Raw genomic sequence first — 15,886 nt, forward strand, 5'->3', positions numbered from 1 at the left:
TTATGACAAACATTCTACCGCGTAGCGGTTAAAGTTAAACGTAAAGAGTGAGGTTATTAGACAGATTGAGAAGATAAGGCTAACATCAAACTTTGGTGTTAGCCCCATTTTCTTCTTACGCTAACCTTAGCTCTCAACGAAGGGGGTCAAATTGTGCTAAGAGATTTATTCGTGAAAAAGAAAAAGTACGCTGCAATACCTTCAGAACAAGTACGAAAAGATGTGCCAGATGGCGTTATGACAAAATGTCCGGAATGTAAAAAAATCATGTATACGAAAGAACTTCTAAAAAATTTAAAAGTATGTGTGAATTGTGGATATCATCATCCTATGAATGCATGGGAACGTCTTGATAGTATATTGGACGAAGGGTCATTCCGTGAGTATGACAAAGAAATGGTTTCATTAAATCCACTCGAGTTTCCAGGTTATGAAGAGAAACTAGAGAGCGATCGTAAGAAGACTGAATTGAACGAAGCGGTTGTAACTGGTGAAGGAACAATTGATGACATGCTTGTTGTTGTTGCAGTAATGGATTCTCGTTTTCGAATGGGGAGCATGGGCTCTGTAGTAGGAGAAAAAATCGCCCGTGCGGTTGAAAAGGCGTACGACTTACAAGTTCCATTTATTATCTTTACTGCTTCGGGTGGTGCCCGTATGCAAGAAGGGATATTAAGTTTAATGCAAATGGCAAAAACAAGCGTAGCTTTGAAAAAGCATAGTAATGCAGGAGGGTTATTTATTTCTGTTATGACTCACCCAACGACGGGCGGGGTTTCAGCGAGTTTCGCTTCACTTGGTGATTATAATCTTGCAGAACCAGGTGCACTTATCGGATTTGCTGGTAGACGTGTAATTGAACAAACGGTGCGTGAGAAACTACCGGAAGATTTCCAAACGGCAGAATTCTTACTAGATCATGGTCAATTAGATGCGGTGGTGCATCGTGATGATATGAGAGAATCGCTTCGCAAGATTTTAGAAGTTCATCAAGGAGGGGAAATGGCTGTATGGCAGAGCTAGAATTTGAAAAACCAGTTGTTGAGCTAAGAAATAAGATTCGTGAACTGAAAGACTATACGAAAAACAGCCAGATGGACTTCAGTGAGGAGATTCGTATTTTGGAAGAAAAGCTAGAAAATTTAGAGGAAGATATATACGGCAATCTAAAAGTATGGGACCGTGTTCAAATTGCTCGTCATGCAGAACGACCGACAACGCTCGATTATATTGAGCACTTATTTACTGATTTTTTCGAATGTCATGGAGATCGTCTATTTGGCGATGATGCAGCGATTGTCGGCGGCATTGCGAAATATAAAGGGATGCCTGTAACTGTAATTGGGCATCAGCGCGGAAAAGATACGAAAGAAAATATTCGCCGTAACTTTGGAATGCCTCATCCAGAAGGATATCGAAAAGCACTGCGTCTCATGAAACAAGCGGAAAAGTTTAATCGTCCTATTATTTGTTTCATCGATACGAAGGGAGCTTATCCTGGTAAAGCAGCTGAAGAACGTGGACAAAGTGAAGCTATTGCCCGCAACCTATTTGAGATGGCAGGTTTAACGGTACCAGTTATTTGTATCGTTATCGGTGAAGGTGGTAGTGGTGGTGCGCTAGGTCTTGGAGTAGGAGATTACATTCATATGCTAGAAAATTCCACTTATTCTGTTATTACACCAGAGGGTGCAGCGGCAATTCTTTGGAAAGATGCAGGAAAAGCAAAGGAAGCTGCAGAAGCAATGAAAATTACAGCAGCAGATTTGAAAGAATTAGGTGTAATTGATGAAATTATTCCAGAGGCAAAAGGTGGAGCTCACCGTAATCTTTTAAAACAGTCAGAAAATATAGACTTAATGATTAGAAAAACTTTTGAACAATTAAACGGAATTTCGAAAGATGAATTAATCGAAAAACGTTATGAAAAATATATGAAAATTGGGCAAGTTTCGTTTTCAAACGCTTCCATTGGGATAAAATAAGAAAAGCGTGCGTTCCTCTTCGCGAATGCACGTTTTTATTATGAAAAGACACATCTTCTCCATTGTGTTTTTATATTTTTTCGTGTTATTTTATTATAAGGCAAATAATCTTTATGAGGTGAGTACAAATGAAACGTATTGGTGTATTAACAAGTGGTGGAGATTCACCTGGTATGAATGCTGCCATTCGTGCAGTTGTTCGTAAAGCGATTTTCCATGATATTGAAGTATATGGTATTTACCATGGATACGCTGGATTAATTTCTGGTCACATTGAAAAATTAGAACTTGGTTCTGTTGGCGATATTATCCACCGCGGTGGTACGAAATTATATACAGCAAGATGTCCTGAGTTTAAAGACCCAGAAGTACGACTAAAAGGTATCGAGCAATTAAAGAAACATGGTATCGAAGGACTTGTTGTTATTGGTGGAGATGGTTCTTACCAAGGCGCTAAAAAATTAACTGAACAAGGATTCCCATGTGTTGGTGTACCAGGTACAATCGACAATGATATCCCTGGAACAGACTTCACAATTGGTTTCGATACAGCTTTAAACACTGTTATTGATGCAATTGATAAAATCCGTGACACAGCTACATCTCATGAACGTACATATGTTATCGAAGTAATGGGACGTCACGCTGGTGATATTGCATTATGGGCTGGTTTAGCTGATGGTGCAGAAACAATCTTAATTCCAGAAGAAGAGTATGACATGGATGATGTTATCGCTCGTCTGAAGCGCGGTAGTGAACGTGGTAAAAAACACAGTATTATCGTTGTAGCTGAAGGTGTTGGAAGTGCAATTGACATCGGTAAGCACATTGAAGAAGCAACAAACTTTGATACTCGTGTAACTGTATTAGGTCACGTACAACGTGGCGGATCACCAAGTGCACAAGACCGTGTATTAGCAAGTCGTCTTGGCGCAAGAGCAGTTGAATTATTAATTGCTGGTAGAGGTGGACGTTGTGTAGGTATTCAAGATAACAAACTTGTTGATCATGATATTATCGAAGCGTTAGCTCAAAAGCATACAATCGATAAAGATATGTATCAATTATCTAAAGAATTATCCATCTAATCGGCGTAATGTCAGATATTTGGGAACGGTTTCATAATTTTCGGAGGTGCAATATGCGTAAAACTAAAATTGTATGTACTATAGGTCCTGCTAGTGAAAGTATTGAAAAATTAGAGCAATTAATCGAAGCAGGTATGAACGTTGCTCGTTTAAACTTCTCTCATGGTAGCCATGAAGAGCACGGAGCTCGTATTAAAAACATTCGTGAAGCTTCAAAGAAAACTGGTAAAACAGTTGGTATCTTACTTGATACAAAAGGTCCAGAAATCCGTACTCACGACTTCGTAGACGGACAAGCTGAGCTTGTAACAGGTGCAGAAGTAGTTCTTTCTACTGAGCAAGTATTAGGTACTGCAGAGAAGTTCTCTGTATCTTATGCTGGTCTTTATGACGATGTAGACCCAGGTTCTCGCATTCTAATCGATGACGGTCTTATCGAACTAGAAGTAATCGAAAAAGCTGATGGAAACATCCGTACAAAAGTTCTTAACAGCGGAACTGTAAAAAATAAAAAAGGTGTTAACGTACCAAACGTAAGCATTAAGCTTCCTGGTATCACTGAAAAAGACGTAAAAGATATCATCTTCGGTATCGAGCAAAAAGTTGATTTCATCGCAGCTTCATTCGTACGTAAAGCGTCTGACGTATTAGAAATCCGTGAATTATTAGAAGAGCATGGCGCTCAATACATCCAAATCGTACCGAAAATCGAAAACCAAGAAGGTATCGACAACATCGATTCAATCTTAGAAGTTTCTGACGGTTTAATGGTAGCTCGTGGTGATATGGGTGTAGAAATTCCACCAGAAGAAGTACCATTAGTACAAAAACGTCTAATCAAAAAATGTAACGTGTTAGGTAAACCAGTTATTACTGCGACACAAATGTTAGACTCTATGCAACGTAACCCACGTCCAACTCGTGCTGAAGCAAGTGACGTAGCTAACGCAATCTTCGATGGTACAGATGCAATCATGCTTTCAGGTGAAACAGCTGCTGGTCAATATCCGGTAGAAGCAGTAACAATGATGGCTAACATTGCAGTACGTGTTGAAAAATCATTACAATACGAAGATATGTTCAAAAAACGTATTAAAGAGTTCACTCCAACAATTACAGATGCAATTAGCCAATCTGTTGCGCATACAGCACTTGCTCTTGATGTAGCTGCAATCGTAGCTCCAACAGAAAGTGGACATACTGCGAAAATGATCTCTAAATACCGTCCAAAATCTCCAATCGTAGCTGTAACATCTGACGAGCAAGTAGGACGTCGTCTTGCACTTGTTTGGGGTGTACAAGCATTTATGGCTGAGAAGCGCGCAGCTTCAACTGACGAAATGTTAGATACAGCAATTCAAACAGGTATGGATGCAGGTCTAATCGGCCTTGGAGATACTGTAGTAATTACTGCTGGTGTTCCAGTTGCTGAAACTGGTACAACAAACTTAATGAAAATCCACGTTGTTGGTGAAGAAGTTGCTAAAGGACAAGGAATCGGTCGTAAAGCTGCAAAAGGTAAAGTAGTTGTAGCAAAAACAGCTGCTGAAGCTGTAGCGAACGTAAACGAAGGTGATATCCTTGTTACAACAAGCACTGATAAAGATATGATTCCTGCAATCGAAAAAGCTGCTGCTTTAGTTGTAGAAGAAGGTGGCTTAACAAGCCATGCTGCTGTTGTAGGCGTATCAATCGGTATTCCTGTTATCGTTGGTGTAAACGGCGTAACAGCAACTTTAAAAAATGGCCAAGAAGTAACAGTTGATGCAGCACGCGGAATTGTTTATAATGGACATGCGGAAGTGCTATAAGTAATACGGAGAGAAGGATCGGAGTCCTTCTCTTTTTTTTACACAAAAACGAGATAGAGTTAGCTTAAAACGCCTAGAATTGCTTTTAAAAGCTGTTTGTTATGGGTTTTAATATGAAAGGGTATTATATTTCATATGATGTATATAGGCGTTGTGAGGGCGTTAAAAGTGAGTTGTGAGAGAGGTGTAGAACTATGAAGTGGTTACTATTCTTGTTTATTTTAATACCGGCGATTGAGATTACGGTCTTAATCGGATCAAGTCATGTAATAGGTTTATGGTCTACGTTCGCTATGATTGTATTTACAGGTGTAGTAGGTGTGTATTTGGCGAAAAGACAAGGATTTAAAGTGCTTGGAGAGATTCAATCTAAGTTGAATAGAGGGGAAATGCCAGGTGAGGCAGTACTAGATGGTATTTTTGTATTTGTAGGAGGTATTCTCTTAGTGCTTCCTGGTTATGTGACAGATGTGCTAGGGTTTATCTGCGTGATCCCTATTACGAGAGCTTTATTGAAGCCGCTTGTTATGAAGTGGATGGAATGGAAGTTTAGAAAGAACTCTACTATTATCATTCAGAAGTAGCGCTTAGATTATAACGATCTAAGTGCTATTTTTTTGTCTTGTAAGAGGAGGGGAGCTTTCTGATTGAGGCTTTGCTTTACCGCACTATTTGTGGGGGGATGATGAGTGGGGATGAACAAAATGTCCGCTTATTATATTTGCTATATAATTTTCGTTTGAACTCTTGTTGTGCTTCGATTAAACGTGTGATTTTTTAGTGCTATTAATTTGGATGAATAAGATGGTGCGAAATGCAGCCAAATTAAAGTTTTGCTTTTGTATATAAAGGAGCGATTGGTGTAAAGAATTCATATAAAAGGTGGTGATTGTTAGTTGAAGCCTTATTTTATGCCATTTTGTATATTTATTCATTTACATAAAAAGTAATAAATGTAAGTAATAATTATAGATAAAATAGAATAAAAATGTATTTTTAGCTAGAATATGTGTTTTTTTTATGCAAAAAAACAAGAGGATTATCCTGTTTCTGGGTAATGCTCTTGTTGCGTGTGAGTAGTGTGAAAAATAGGTAAAAGGAATAATCAGTGGGAATTTCCCACTGATTATAGCTTGATTTTTTGTATGAATTAGAAACTGTTATTTTGAAGGTGAACCTTTAATATATTTCCACAAGTCATGGAAGACATTAGCTTTGTGTAATGTATTAAGTAGTACTAAGGTGACTGGACCGATGATTAATCCTAAAAAGCCAAAAAGTTTAAAGCCGACAAATAGAGCGACGAGTGTTGCTAATGGATCGAGACCGATGTTAGATGAAAGTACTTTCGGTTCCATAATTTGTCTTTGGACAATCACGACGATGTATAAAATGAGAAGACCAATGGCGAATGCGGTATCGCCAGTGAAAAATACGTATATAACCCATGGAACGAAGACTGCGCCTGTTCCTAAATATGGTAGTAAATCTACAACTCCTGTAATAATCGCAATAGTAATGGCGTATGGTACGCGTAATATTAAAAGTCCGATCAGTACAATAACGGTTGTCATAGATACGAGTGTAAGTTGTGCTTTCACAAAACCGAATAAAGCTTTTTTTAAGTCGACAAAAATAGTTTTTCCGTAGCCATGTACACGATTTGGTAGTAATTTTCTTGCTTTTTGAGCAAGACGGTGCCAATCGTAACTAATGAAGAAAGTGGCTAATAAAATGAATACAAGGACAGTTAAAGTCGTTGGCAGTGCACTAATGAAATTCGTTAACCCGCTTATAATGGCGGTTAAAAGTTCTTTCATTTGTGTTGTTGCCTCTGTTCCTAAGTTTTGAATGTTTTGTGTAATTGTATAGCGCTGTGGTTCTCCAAGATGATTAAATTTAGAGATTAAATCATCGTAGAGAGGCATAATATGATTAAGTGCAAATTGCTGGGCGAATGTAACGATATCTGGAAACTTTACTGTAACAAGTTGTAGTAAGTATGTTGTGGCAGATATTGCTTCAGTCACAAGATATGTAACAAGTCCAACGATAGCTCCAAATACGAGAATTAAGCTAACGAGTACTGCTAGTGCGCGAGGAAATTGTAGTTTTTGATTAAGGAAATTGACGACAGGATTAATCAAATAAGCAAATGCAAAAGCGATAATAAAAGGATAGATAAGCCCTGACATGTATAGTAATACATAGAACCCAGCTACCGTTGCTACAATGACAAATATGAGTCGCAATATCATATATAGTAAGTTTCGGTTCAAAGATGTATACCTCCCATTCCAATTTGGATTATCCTAATTCGTTCAACTTATAACGAGTGTGCCCCACTGATTAAAGTTTCACTTTATGTTATAGTGGAATGATGGATTTTTCTTGCTTTTTCAGTATGTGAGTGACTGTGAAAGCTTGGTGTTGATGCTTCTACTATATGGTAAAAACTTCATTTTCTCTTCTTTTTATTTTACCTGTTTCTAATTAGAAAAGAAAGAAGAGACGCCTGTTTTTTAAAATGTATACATGCTTAAATTTTTATGGTGAAAGTCTCAATTTATCATTTTAAAATACATAAAAAATGAAGTGATTCATGTTGAATAGGCATCGATATATCATGTATAACGATAGGTTTAAAGGTATTTTTGTTTGGAAATGAGTTCATTATTTTCAGAAAGGAAGTGCAAACATGATTAGTCAGTCAACGTTATTTTTATTCATACTACTTATTATAGGACTTATTGCGAAAAACCAATCGCTTACTGTGGCTATTGGTGTATTATTTTTATTGAAGTTTACGTTTTTAGGAGATAAGGTCTTTCCTTATCTACAAACGAAAGGAATTAACCTAGGTGTAACGGTCATTACAATAGCGGTGCTCGTACCGATTGCGACGGGGGAAATAGGTTTTAAACAACTTGGAGAAGCGGCAAAATCTTATTATGCGTGGATTGCTTTAGCTTCAGGTGTAGCGGTCGCTTTGTTAGCGAAAGGCGGCGTACAATTGTTGACAACGGATCCTCACATTACAACTGCGCTTGTTTTTGGGACAATTATAGCGGTTGCGCTATTTAATGGGGTTGCTGTTGGTCCGTTAATTGGGGCTGGAATTGCCTATGCGGTTATGAGTATTATACAAATGTTTAAATAAGGAATTTTATAGTAATATAAAATTTTTGAATTCTTTCTGTTCACAAAAGTCAGATAATTGTTTATAATAGGATTAGAAACTTTGAAAAGTTACATAACAGCAGAGACTTTACACCAGATAAAATAAAAACAACATAAAACAATTTTATAATGATATTGTTTTATGTTGTTTTTATCATAAAACTCTTCGGAATGTATTTTCCTCACTAACTTGTTGTTTTGAGCGTGAGGATTCGGGGAGACATTCACGCTCATGCTTTCCATGTAAACAATGGACAATAAGAGGGGAACATCGCAACAAATTTGCATGATCGTGCATTTTGCTTGCCTAAAGAGTGAACGGGCGTTCATAATTCATAAGGGGAGCAAATAGATATAAGGAGCAAGGTTGGGAGAATTTTCAGGAAAAGGAGAGAATGTCATGACTGTTATTCGAGGTTTAGAAGGGGTAGTAGCAACAACATCATCTGTGAGCTCTATTATTGATGATACATTAACTTATGTTGGGTATAATATTGATGATTTAGCTGAGAATGCTACGTTTGAAGAAGTAGTGTACTTATTATGGCACCGCAAGCTTCCTAATGAAAAAGAACTAGCGGAATTTAATGAAATTGTATCTGAATACTATAAAGTTCCAGGTGAGATTTTAACATATTTGAAACAAGTAGATTTAAAAATTGCACATCCGATGTCTGTTTTACGAACTGCAATTTCCATGCTATCATTATACGATGAGAGCGCTGAAATTATGGATGAAAAGTCCAATTATTTGAAAGCGGTTAAATTACAGGCTCAAGTGGGAACTTTAGTTGCTGCTTACGCGAGAATCCGTAAAGGTTTAGATATTGTTGAGCCAAGAAAAGATTTATCATTAGCTGCAAACTTCTTGTACATGTTAAATGATCGCGAGCCAAATGAAGTTGAAATTGAAGCTTTTGATAAGGCACTTGTACTTCATGCAGATCATGAGTTAAACGCTTCTACATTTACTGCACGTGTTTGCGTAGCTACACTGTCAGATGTATATTCTGGTATTACAGCAGCAATCGGTGCATTAAAAGGTCCTCTTCACGGTGGGGCAAATGAAAATGTAATGAAGATGTTAACTGAAATTGGCGAAGAAGAAAATGTAGAGTCATATATTCATAATGCTCTTCAAAATAAAGTGAAAATCATGGGCTTTGGCCACCGTGTGTATGAGCAAGGTGATCCACGTGCAAAACACTTACGTGAAATGTCTAAGAGATTATGCGTGCTTTTAGGAGAAGAGAAATGGTATAATATGTCTATCAAAATTGAAGACATTGTAACAAAAGAAAAAGGTCTTCCACCAAATGTTGATTTCTATTCAGCTTCTGTATACCATTGTTTAGGAATTGACCATGACTTATTTACACCTATTTTTGCAATTAGCCGTATGTCAGGCTGGTTAGCTCATATTCTAGAACAATATGAAAACAACCGTTTAATTCGTCCGCGTGCTGATTATAATGGACCAACGCATCAAGTGTATGTTCCAATTGCACAACGATAAGCGAATAACACTATTTTGATAGTGAAAATACGCTTTCAAAAGTCTGATTTTTTCGGAAAGATGTAATGATTAGAATATTTTAATTTGACTAACGGTTTGAACTGAGGGGTTATTCCCTCGGTTTCATACATATGAAATTTCAAACATGGGGGTTATCACATTGACGACAGGTGAAAAAATTACTGTAACTAATGGTGTTATGAATGTACCAAACAATCCGATTATTCCATTTATCGAGGGAGATGGAATTGGTCCTGATATTTGGGCAGCTGCATCTCGCGTACTAGAAGCAGCAGTTGAAAAAGCTTATGATGGTGAGAAGAAAATCGTTTGGAAAGAAGTGCTTGCAGGGGAAAAAGCATTCAACCAAACAGGCGAGTGGTTACCAGAAGAAACTTTAAACTTAATTCGTGAATATTTAATCGCGATTAAAGGTCCACTTACAACTCCAGTTGGCGGTGGTATTCGTTCTCTAAACGTAGCACTTCGTCAAGAATTAGATTTATATGTATGTCTACGTCCAGTTCGTTATTTTGAAGGTGTTCCTTCACCTGTAAAACGTCCGGAAGATACTGATATGGTTATTTTCCGTGAAAATACAGAAGACATTTATGCTGGAATTGAATATGCACAAGGATCTCCAGAAGCAGAAAAAGTTCTTGCTTTCTTAAAAGAAGCAATGGGTGTTAATAAAATCCGCTTCCCAGAAACATCTGGTATTGGTATTAAGCCGATTTCAGAAGAAGGGACAAAGCGTCTTGTTCGTGCTGCAATTCAATATGCAATTAACGAAAAACGCTCTTCTGTTACATTAGTTCATAAAGGAAACATTATGAAATTTACAGAAGGTGCTTTCAAAAACTGGGGTTACGAAGTAGCGGAACAAGAATTCGGCGACAAAGTATTTACTTGGGCTGAATACGATCGTATCGTTGAAAAAGATGGTAAAGATGCAGCGAATAAAGCGATGGCAGACGCTGAAGTGGCTGGAAAAATCATCGTAAAAGATTCTATTGCAGACATCTTCTTACAACAAATTTTAACTCGTCCACGTGAGTTCGATGTTGTTGCAACAATGAACTTAAATGGTGACTATATTTCTGATGCACTTGCTGCACAAGTAGGTGGAATTGGTATTGCACCTGGTGCAAACATTAACTATGTGACTGGACATGCTATCTTTGAAGCTACACACGGTACAGCTCCAAAATATGCAGGTTTAGATAAAGTAAACCCATCTTCAGTTCTTCTTTCAGGTGTATTATTATTAGAACACTTAGGATGGAATGAAGCAGCGAAATTAGTAACAGATTCAGTTGAGAAAACAATTGCATCAAAAGTAGTAACATATGACTTCGCTCGCCTAATGGAAGGCGCAACAGAAGTGAAGTGTTCTGAGTTTGCTAATGAGCTTATTAAAAACATGGATGTAGCGATAATCAAAAACGCATAATTAAAGCGGGGGGTAAATTATGACAATCAAACGCAAGAAAGTTTCAGTCATCGGTGCAGGATTTACAGGAGCAACAACGGCATTCTTATTAGCACAAAAAGAACTTGCAGATGTTGTATTAGTGGACATTCCACAACTGGAAAATCCAACAAAAGGGAAAGCGTTAGATATGTTAGAAGCGAGCCCAGTACAAGGTTTTGATGCTAACATTATTGGAACATCTGATTACGCAGATACTGCTGATTCTGACGTTGTCGTTATTACAGCAGGTATTGCACGTAAGCCTGGTATGAGCCGTGATGACTTAGTAGCAACGAACTCTAAAATTATGAAAAGTATTACGCGCGACATTGCAAAACATTCACCAAATGCAATTATTGTTGTGTTAACAAATCCAGTTGATGCAATGACATATTCTGTATTTAAAGAAGCAGGATTCCCGAAAGAGCGTGTAATTGGCCAATCGGGCGTATTAGATACAGCTCGTTTCCGTACATTCATCGCACAAGAATTAAATCTTTCTGTGAAAGACATTACAGGATTTGTTCTTGGTGGACACGGTGACGACATGGTACCTCTTGTGCGTTATTCTTATGCAGGCGGTATTCCGTTAGAAACGTTAATTCCGAAAGAGCGTTTAGAAGCAATCGTAGAACGTACACGTAAAGGTGGCGGTGAGATTGTAGGCTTATTAGGAAACGGTAGTGCATATTACGCACCAGCAGCTTCTTTAGTTGAAATGACAGAAGCAATCTTAAAAGATCAACGCCGTGTATTACCAGCTATTGCGTACCTTGAAGGTGAGTATGGTTATAGTGACCTTTACTTAGGGGTACCAGTAATTCTAGGTGGTAACGGAATTGAAAAAATTATTGAATTAGAACTTCTTGCAGATGAAAAAGAAGCGTTAGATCGCTCTGTAGAATCTGTACGTAACGTAATGAAAGTTCTTGTTTAATAATTGAATAGTAGTGAAAAAGATTCGGGATTCCGAATCTTTTTCTACTATTTACCGAATTGTTTTTTTGAAATAATATGAAAACGCTATCATTTGTAGTATCCTATAATGAAACTATAGATTTATACTATACATTGCCCTCATCATAGTAAATTTCGGATAAGGTATCGCTTTTAGTAGGATAATAAGGTGAAAAAATCGGAGGGGGTTGTAACATGTTAAAGAAAAAAGTTCAAATTGGTCGTAAAATGGATGAAATTACAGTAGGAGAGAAATTATCTATCACTGAAAAAATTGAGGATAAAGATTTGTTATTGTACTTAGGGTTAACGAATGATGCCAATCCATTATATATTCAGCATGATTACGCATCCCAAACTCCGTATGAAAAGCCGATTGTACCAAGCATTATGCTAACGGGAATGATTACAACGGCGGTTACGAAATATTTACCGGGTCCAGGAAGTCATATTACGAGAAAGGACCTTACGTTCGTGAAGCATGTTCACCATTATGAAACGTTACAAATCCACTTTGAAGTTGTGGCTGTTTCTGAGGAGGAACATACAATTGATATGCTTGTATCTGCTCATGATGAAAAAGGAGAAACTGTTGTAAAAGGTTCATTAACAGTCACGCCGCCTTTTAAATCTGTTTCCATTATGGAAAAAGCATTAGATAATTTTTAAAAGATGAAAATATGAATAGCGCTAGCATACCTTGAATAAGGATGCTAGCGCTATTTTTAGTTGAAAAATCCTTCTTTGAACCCTTCAGCAAATTCTGAGCACCCCGTTTTAATCGTATCCCAGCTCGGTACGTTAAAAGTAAGGAAACATGTTACTACTAAAGTTAAAATAGGTAGTAATAGTCGCATAATAGACCCCTTTTTATATTCGGATTATTGGATTAACAATATTTACTATATTGTAATTTAATAATTTAAGTCAATGGAAGGAGTGATTCTTTAAGATGAGGTGGAAAGGAGAAAACGTTATCTTTGAAACGGTAAGAGAAGCTGAAGTGTGGGCAGACGGGGTTGCGAATGAAATGTACGGGAGAGTATTTGATGGATATGAAACACCGGATTATAAAATAGCGTATGCTCTTTCGTTTTTCCTAGCACAAAATCAAGATTTTATAGTTCATACGGAAGTGAGCTTTAAAGAAGAGAGAGTAATCTATAAAGTTTGGCAAAATCCTGTATAGTTGCAGGTGAATCGTAATTACTTCTATTTTCTCAATTCTACACAAACGATCTCCATGAATAGACAATTATATTGAGAGGGACCTTGTTTTCTAGTATGATGAGAATAACGGGGAAAATACTAGGATGAAGAAGGTTTCAAGTCTATAACTTGGAGGAAAAGAATGAACAATCGTATTTTAGTAGTTGATGATGAGGAATTTATCTTAACTTTAATCGAATTTAATTTACAACAAGCTGGGTTTGAAGTTATAACAGCGATGGATGGAGAAATGGCGCTTCAAAAAGCGACAACAGAACGCCCAGATTTAATTATATTAGATTTAATGCTTCCGAAAATGGATGGTATGGAAGTGTGTAAAGAATTACGATTGCAGCGCGTTATGACGCCGATTTTAATGTTAACGGCAAAAGATGATGAGTTTGATAAGGTGCTAGGCCTTGAACTTGGGGCAGATGATTATATGACGAAGCCATTTAGTCCAAGGGAAGTTGTTGCTCGTGTGAAGGCGATTTTGCGCCGCACGAAATTACAACAAGAAGAACAAGTTGCAGAAGCGCCAGATGAAGATAGCATCACAATTGCAGAACTTAAAATTTTACCGGAGTTTTATGAGGCTTATTTCCAAGGAAGAAAGCTTGAATTAACACCAAAAGAATTTGAACTACTTGTGTATCTTGCGAAAAATAAAAGTCGCGTGTTGACGCGTGATCAATTATTAAGTGCTGTATGGAATTACGATTTTGCTGGTGATACACGAATTGTTGATGTTCATATTAGCCATTTGCGCGATAAAATTGAACAAAATACGAAAAAACCGACGTACATTAAAACGATACGTGGTTTAGGATATAAATTAGAGGAGCCAAAAGGGAATGAATAAATTTCGTTCCAGGCTTCTTTTTACATTTGTTTCTCTTATTGTATTTATTTTAGTTGGACTAGGTTTATTGCTAGAAACTGTGTTTGAAAACTACTATATAGATCATGCTAAAGAGAGAATGGTAAAAGAGACGGAGTATGTTGCGGCGTTAGCAGAAGAGCAAGGTTTTGATAATGTCTTAAAAAATCCATACGTATTTGAAAAGTTAGAAGAAAAAATACCAGCTTCTATCGTATTTGTGGATGAAAAAAAGAAAGTTCAATATAGAAAAGGACAAGAATTGGCATTTAGTCCAGAGACGATTAAAGAACTTACTTCGGAATTGGCAAAACAACGAAGTAAAGTGATTACGAAAGAGACAGATCGAAAGAATGAATTTTATCATGCGGTGTTCGTTCAAGATGTAGAAGGAAAACAAGGATACGTTTTGGTGAAAAGTACAATCGATCCTTTAAAAGACGTACATCAAAAAACGTGGGGATTATTAATTATCGGATTTGTTATTGCTTGTCTCGTAGTTGTATTTTTAGGTATGAAAATTACAGGGCAATATATTAGGCCGATTGAATCGGTTACAAAAGTTGCAATTGAATTGGCAAAGGGTAATTATAAAGCACGTGCATACGAAAGTCATTCGGATGAAACAGGAATGCTGAGTAAAGCGATTAATATTTTAGCTCGTAACTTACAAGAGATGACACTTGAACAAGAAATGCAGCAAGATCGTCTGCATACGTTAATTGAAAATATGGGAAGCGGAATGATTTTAATTGATAGCCGCGGGTATATAAACCTTGTAAACCGCTCTTATAAGGAAACTTTCCACGTAACAGATGAAGAATATTTAGATCGCTTATATTATGAATCGTTTCATCATACAGAAATTATTGAGCTTGTAGAAGAAATCTTTATGACAGAAGTGAAAGTGCGTAAACAAATGTTATTGCCACTTGGAATTGAGCGGAAGCATTTCGAAGTATATGGAGCGCCGATTATCGGGACAAACCATGAATGGAAAGGGATTGTTCTCGTATTCCATGACATAACAGAGTTAAAGAAATTAGAACAAATGAGAAAAGACTTTTTAGCGAATGTTTCTCATGAATTAAAGACACCGATTACTTCTATTAAAGGTTTTTCAGAAACACTCTTAGACGGAGCGATGGATAATAAAAAATTCTGCGAACATTTCTTGCACATTATTTTAAAAGAAAGTGAGCGCATGCAAGGATTAATTGAAGATTTATTAGATTTGTCAAAGATCGAACAACAAGGATTTAAATTAAATATGGGAACCGTTGACATGAAGGGGCTGCTTGAAGATATTCATATGGTGCTTGATAATAAAGCAGGAGAAAAAGAAATCTCTTTACAAGTGAATGTATTAAAACGTGCTTCTGTTATTGGAGATCCAAGTCGTTTGAAACAAATCTTTATTAATTTAATAAATAACGCGATCGTATATACACCGGCTGGAGGCGTTGTTTCAGTAGAGTTAGCGGAAGATAAGTATAATGCTTATATAAAAGTATCGGATACTGGAATTGGTATTAGTAAAGAGGAAATTCCGCGTATTTTTGAACGCTTTTACCGAGTGGATAAAGCGAGAAGTAGAAATACTGGTGGTACAGGCCTCGGATTATCAATTGTAAAGCATTTAGTAGAGGCGCATCACGGTACAATTACAGTGGATAGTGAAGTTGGGGAAGGGACAACATTTACAGTTGTTTTACCAAAATCAGCAACTGAAAAATAGGATGAAGGATGTTTACAATATATTAACAATGGCTTAATTAAATATTAA

At 37.0% G+C, this 15,886-nt stretch carries 15 protein-coding genes; 13 read left to right on the forward strand and 2 right to left on the reverse strand.

Features of this window, described 5'->3' with window-relative positions:
- Positions 1 to 153 precede the first annotated feature (153 nt).
- From accD to BM089_RS10630, 5 genes are all read left to right on the forward strand, one after another.
- Positions 154 to 1,023 (forward strand): acetyl-CoA carboxylase, carboxyltransferase subunit beta, encoded by an 870-nt coding sequence (gene accD / locus BM089_RS10610; protein WP_000942856.1) that lies wholly within the window; start codon positions 154 to 156, stop codon positions 1,021 to 1,023.
- Positions 1,011 to 1,985 carry an acetyl-CoA carboxylase carboxyl transferase subunit alpha gene (gene accA / locus BM089_RS10615; protein WP_000818801.1) on the forward strand — a complete coding sequence of 325 codons (975 nt, stop codon included), beginning with the start codon at positions 1,011 to 1,013 and terminating at the stop codon, positions 1,983 to 1,985. Before accD ends, accA begins: the two co-directional genes overlap by 13 nt.
- Before the next feature lie 128 nt (positions 1,986 to 2,113).
- Complete coding sequence (pfkA, locus tag BM089_RS10620) at positions 2,114 to 3,073, forward strand: 6-phosphofructokinase (RefSeq protein ID WP_000821158.1); 960 nt, start codon at positions 2,114 to 2,116, stop codon at positions 3,071 to 3,073.
- Between the two features lie 53 nt (positions 3,074 to 3,126).
- Positions 3,127 to 4,884, forward strand: a complete 1,758-nt coding sequence (gene pyk, locus BM089_RS10625) for a pyruvate kinase (protein ID WP_001232667.1) — start codon at positions 3,127 to 3,129, stop codon at positions 4,882 to 4,884.
- A gap of 194 nt (positions 4,885 to 5,078) precedes the next feature.
- Positions 5,079 to 5,468: an FxsA family protein gene (locus BM089_RS10630; protein ID WP_000871631.1), complete on the forward strand. Its 390-nt coding sequence runs from the start codon at positions 5,079 to 5,081 to the stop codon at positions 5,466 to 5,468.
- Positions 5,469 to 6,044: 576 nt separating this feature from the next.
- Here BM089_RS10630 and ytvI read toward each other — a convergent pair.
- On the reverse strand, positions 6,045 to 7,163 hold the full coding sequence (gene ytvI / locus BM089_RS10635) for a sporulation integral membrane protein YtvI (protein WP_006926492.1): 1,119 nt from the start codon (positions 7,161 to 7,163) through the stop codon (positions 6,045 to 6,047).
- Positions 7,164 to 7,582: 419 nt separating this feature from the next.
- Between ytvI and BM089_RS10640 the strand changes: the two genes are divergently transcribed.
- The 5 genes from BM089_RS10640 to BM089_RS10665 all read left to right on the forward strand — a co-directional run bounded on the left by BM089_RS10640 (position 7,583) and on the right by BM089_RS10665 (position 12,680).
- Positions 7,583 to 8,044, forward strand: coding sequence for a DUF441 domain-containing protein (locus BM089_RS10640; protein ID WP_000625507.1), 462 nt, complete (start codon positions 7,583 to 7,585; stop codon positions 8,042 to 8,044).
- A gap of 387 nt (positions 8,045 to 8,431) precedes the next feature.
- Entirely contained in the window at positions 8,432 to 9,580 is a 1,149-nt protein-coding gene (citZ, locus tag BM089_RS10650; protein ID WP_000503652.1) for a citrate synthase, read from the forward strand.
- 160 nt (positions 9,581 to 9,740) lie between these two features.
- Complete coding sequence (icd, locus tag BM089_RS10655; protein ID WP_139213251.1) at positions 9,741 to 11,033, forward strand: NADP-dependent isocitrate dehydrogenase; 1,293 nt, start codon at positions 9,741 to 9,743, stop codon at positions 11,031 to 11,033.
- A 19-nt stretch (positions 11,034 to 11,052) separates the two neighbouring features.
- Positions 11,053 to 11,991, forward strand: coding sequence for a malate dehydrogenase (mdh, locus tag BM089_RS10660; protein ID WP_000153232.1), 939 nt, complete (start codon positions 11,053 to 11,055; stop codon positions 11,989 to 11,991).
- 215 nt (positions 11,992 to 12,206) lie between these two features.
- Positions 12,207 to 12,680, forward strand: a complete 474-nt coding sequence (locus BM089_RS10665; protein ID WP_000914180.1) for a MaoC family dehydratase — start codon at positions 12,207 to 12,209, stop codon at positions 12,678 to 12,680.
- Positions 12,681 to 12,736: 56 nt separating this feature from the next.
- Here the strand turns inward: BM089_RS10665 and BM089_RS31770 are convergent, their stop codons facing one another.
- The gene (locus tag BM089_RS31770) at positions 12,737 to 12,868 is read right to left on the reverse strand and encodes a hypothetical protein (protein ID WP_001238014.1); all 132 of its coding nucleotides are present in this window, start codon (positions 12,866 to 12,868) and stop codon (positions 12,737 to 12,739) included.
- 95 nt (positions 12,869 to 12,963) lie between these two features.
- Between BM089_RS31770 and BM089_RS10675 the strand changes: the two genes are divergently transcribed.
- From BM089_RS10675 to phoR, 3 genes are all read left to right on the forward strand, one after another.
- Positions 12,964 to 13,200, forward strand: a complete 237-nt coding sequence (locus BM089_RS10675) for a hypothetical protein (protein WP_053563568.1) — start codon at positions 12,964 to 12,966, stop codon at positions 13,198 to 13,200.
- A 162-nt stretch (positions 13,201 to 13,362) separates the two neighbouring features.
- Positions 13,363 to 14,082, forward strand: coding sequence for a two-component system response regulator PhoP (gene phoP / locus BM089_RS10680; protein ID WP_001065220.1), 720 nt, complete (start codon positions 13,363 to 13,365; stop codon positions 14,080 to 14,082).
- On the forward strand, positions 14,075 to 15,838 hold the full coding sequence (phoR, locus tag BM089_RS10685) for a sensory box histidine kinase PhoR (protein ID WP_001032099.1): 1,764 nt from the start codon (positions 14,075 to 14,077) through the stop codon (positions 15,836 to 15,838). The genes phoP and phoR overlap by 8 nt, the downstream gene beginning before the upstream one ends.
- Positions 15,839 to 15,886 lie beyond the last annotated feature (48 nt).

The sequence above is a fragment of the Bacillus sp. 5mfcol3.1 genome, assembly GCF_900114335.1.
GTDB lineage: Bacteria > Bacillota > Bacilli > Bacillales > Bacillaceae_G > Bacillus_A > Bacillus_A thuringiensis_S.

Excerpts from the sequence above, each read along its gene's own strand:
- BM089_RS31770 (WP_001238014.1), bottom strand. The coding sequence starts at position 12,868 with ATGCGACTATTACTACCTATTTTAACTTTAGTAGTAACATGTTTCCTT.
- phoR (WP_001032099.1), top strand. The coding sequence starts at position 14,075 with ATGAATAAATTTCGTTCCAGGCTTCTTTTTACATTTGTTTCTCTTATT.
- accA (WP_000818801.1), top strand. The coding sequence starts at position 1,011 with ATGGCAGAGCTAGAATTTGAAAAACCAGTTGTTGAGCTAAGAAATAAG.
- BM089_RS10640 (WP_000625507.1), top strand. The coding sequence starts at position 7,583 with ATGATTAGTCAGTCAACGTTATTTTTATTCATACTACTTATTATAGGA.
- phoP (WP_001065220.1), top strand. The coding sequence starts at position 13,363 with ATGAACAATCGTATTTTAGTAGTTGATGATGAGGAATTTATCTTAACT.
- pfkA (WP_000821158.1), top strand. The coding sequence starts at position 2,114 with ATGAAACGTATTGGTGTATTAACAAGTGGTGGAGATTCACCTGGTATG.
- BM089_RS10630 (WP_000871631.1), top strand. The coding sequence starts at position 5,079 with ATGAAGTGGTTACTATTCTTGTTTATTTTAATACCGGCGATTGAGATT.
- mdh (WP_000153232.1), top strand. The coding sequence starts at position 11,053 with ATGACAATCAAACGCAAGAAAGTTTCAGTCATCGGTGCAGGATTTACA.
- BM089_RS10675 (WP_053563568.1), top strand. The coding sequence starts at position 12,964 with ATGAGGTGGAAAGGAGAAAACGTTATCTTTGAAACGGTAAGAGAAGCT.
- BM089_RS10665 (WP_000914180.1), top strand. The coding sequence starts at position 12,207 with ATGTTAAAGAAAAAAGTTCAAATTGGTCGTAAAATGGATGAAATTACA.
- pyk (WP_001232667.1), top strand. The coding sequence starts at position 3,127 with ATGCGTAAAACTAAAATTGTATGTACTATAGGTCCTGCTAGTGAAAGT.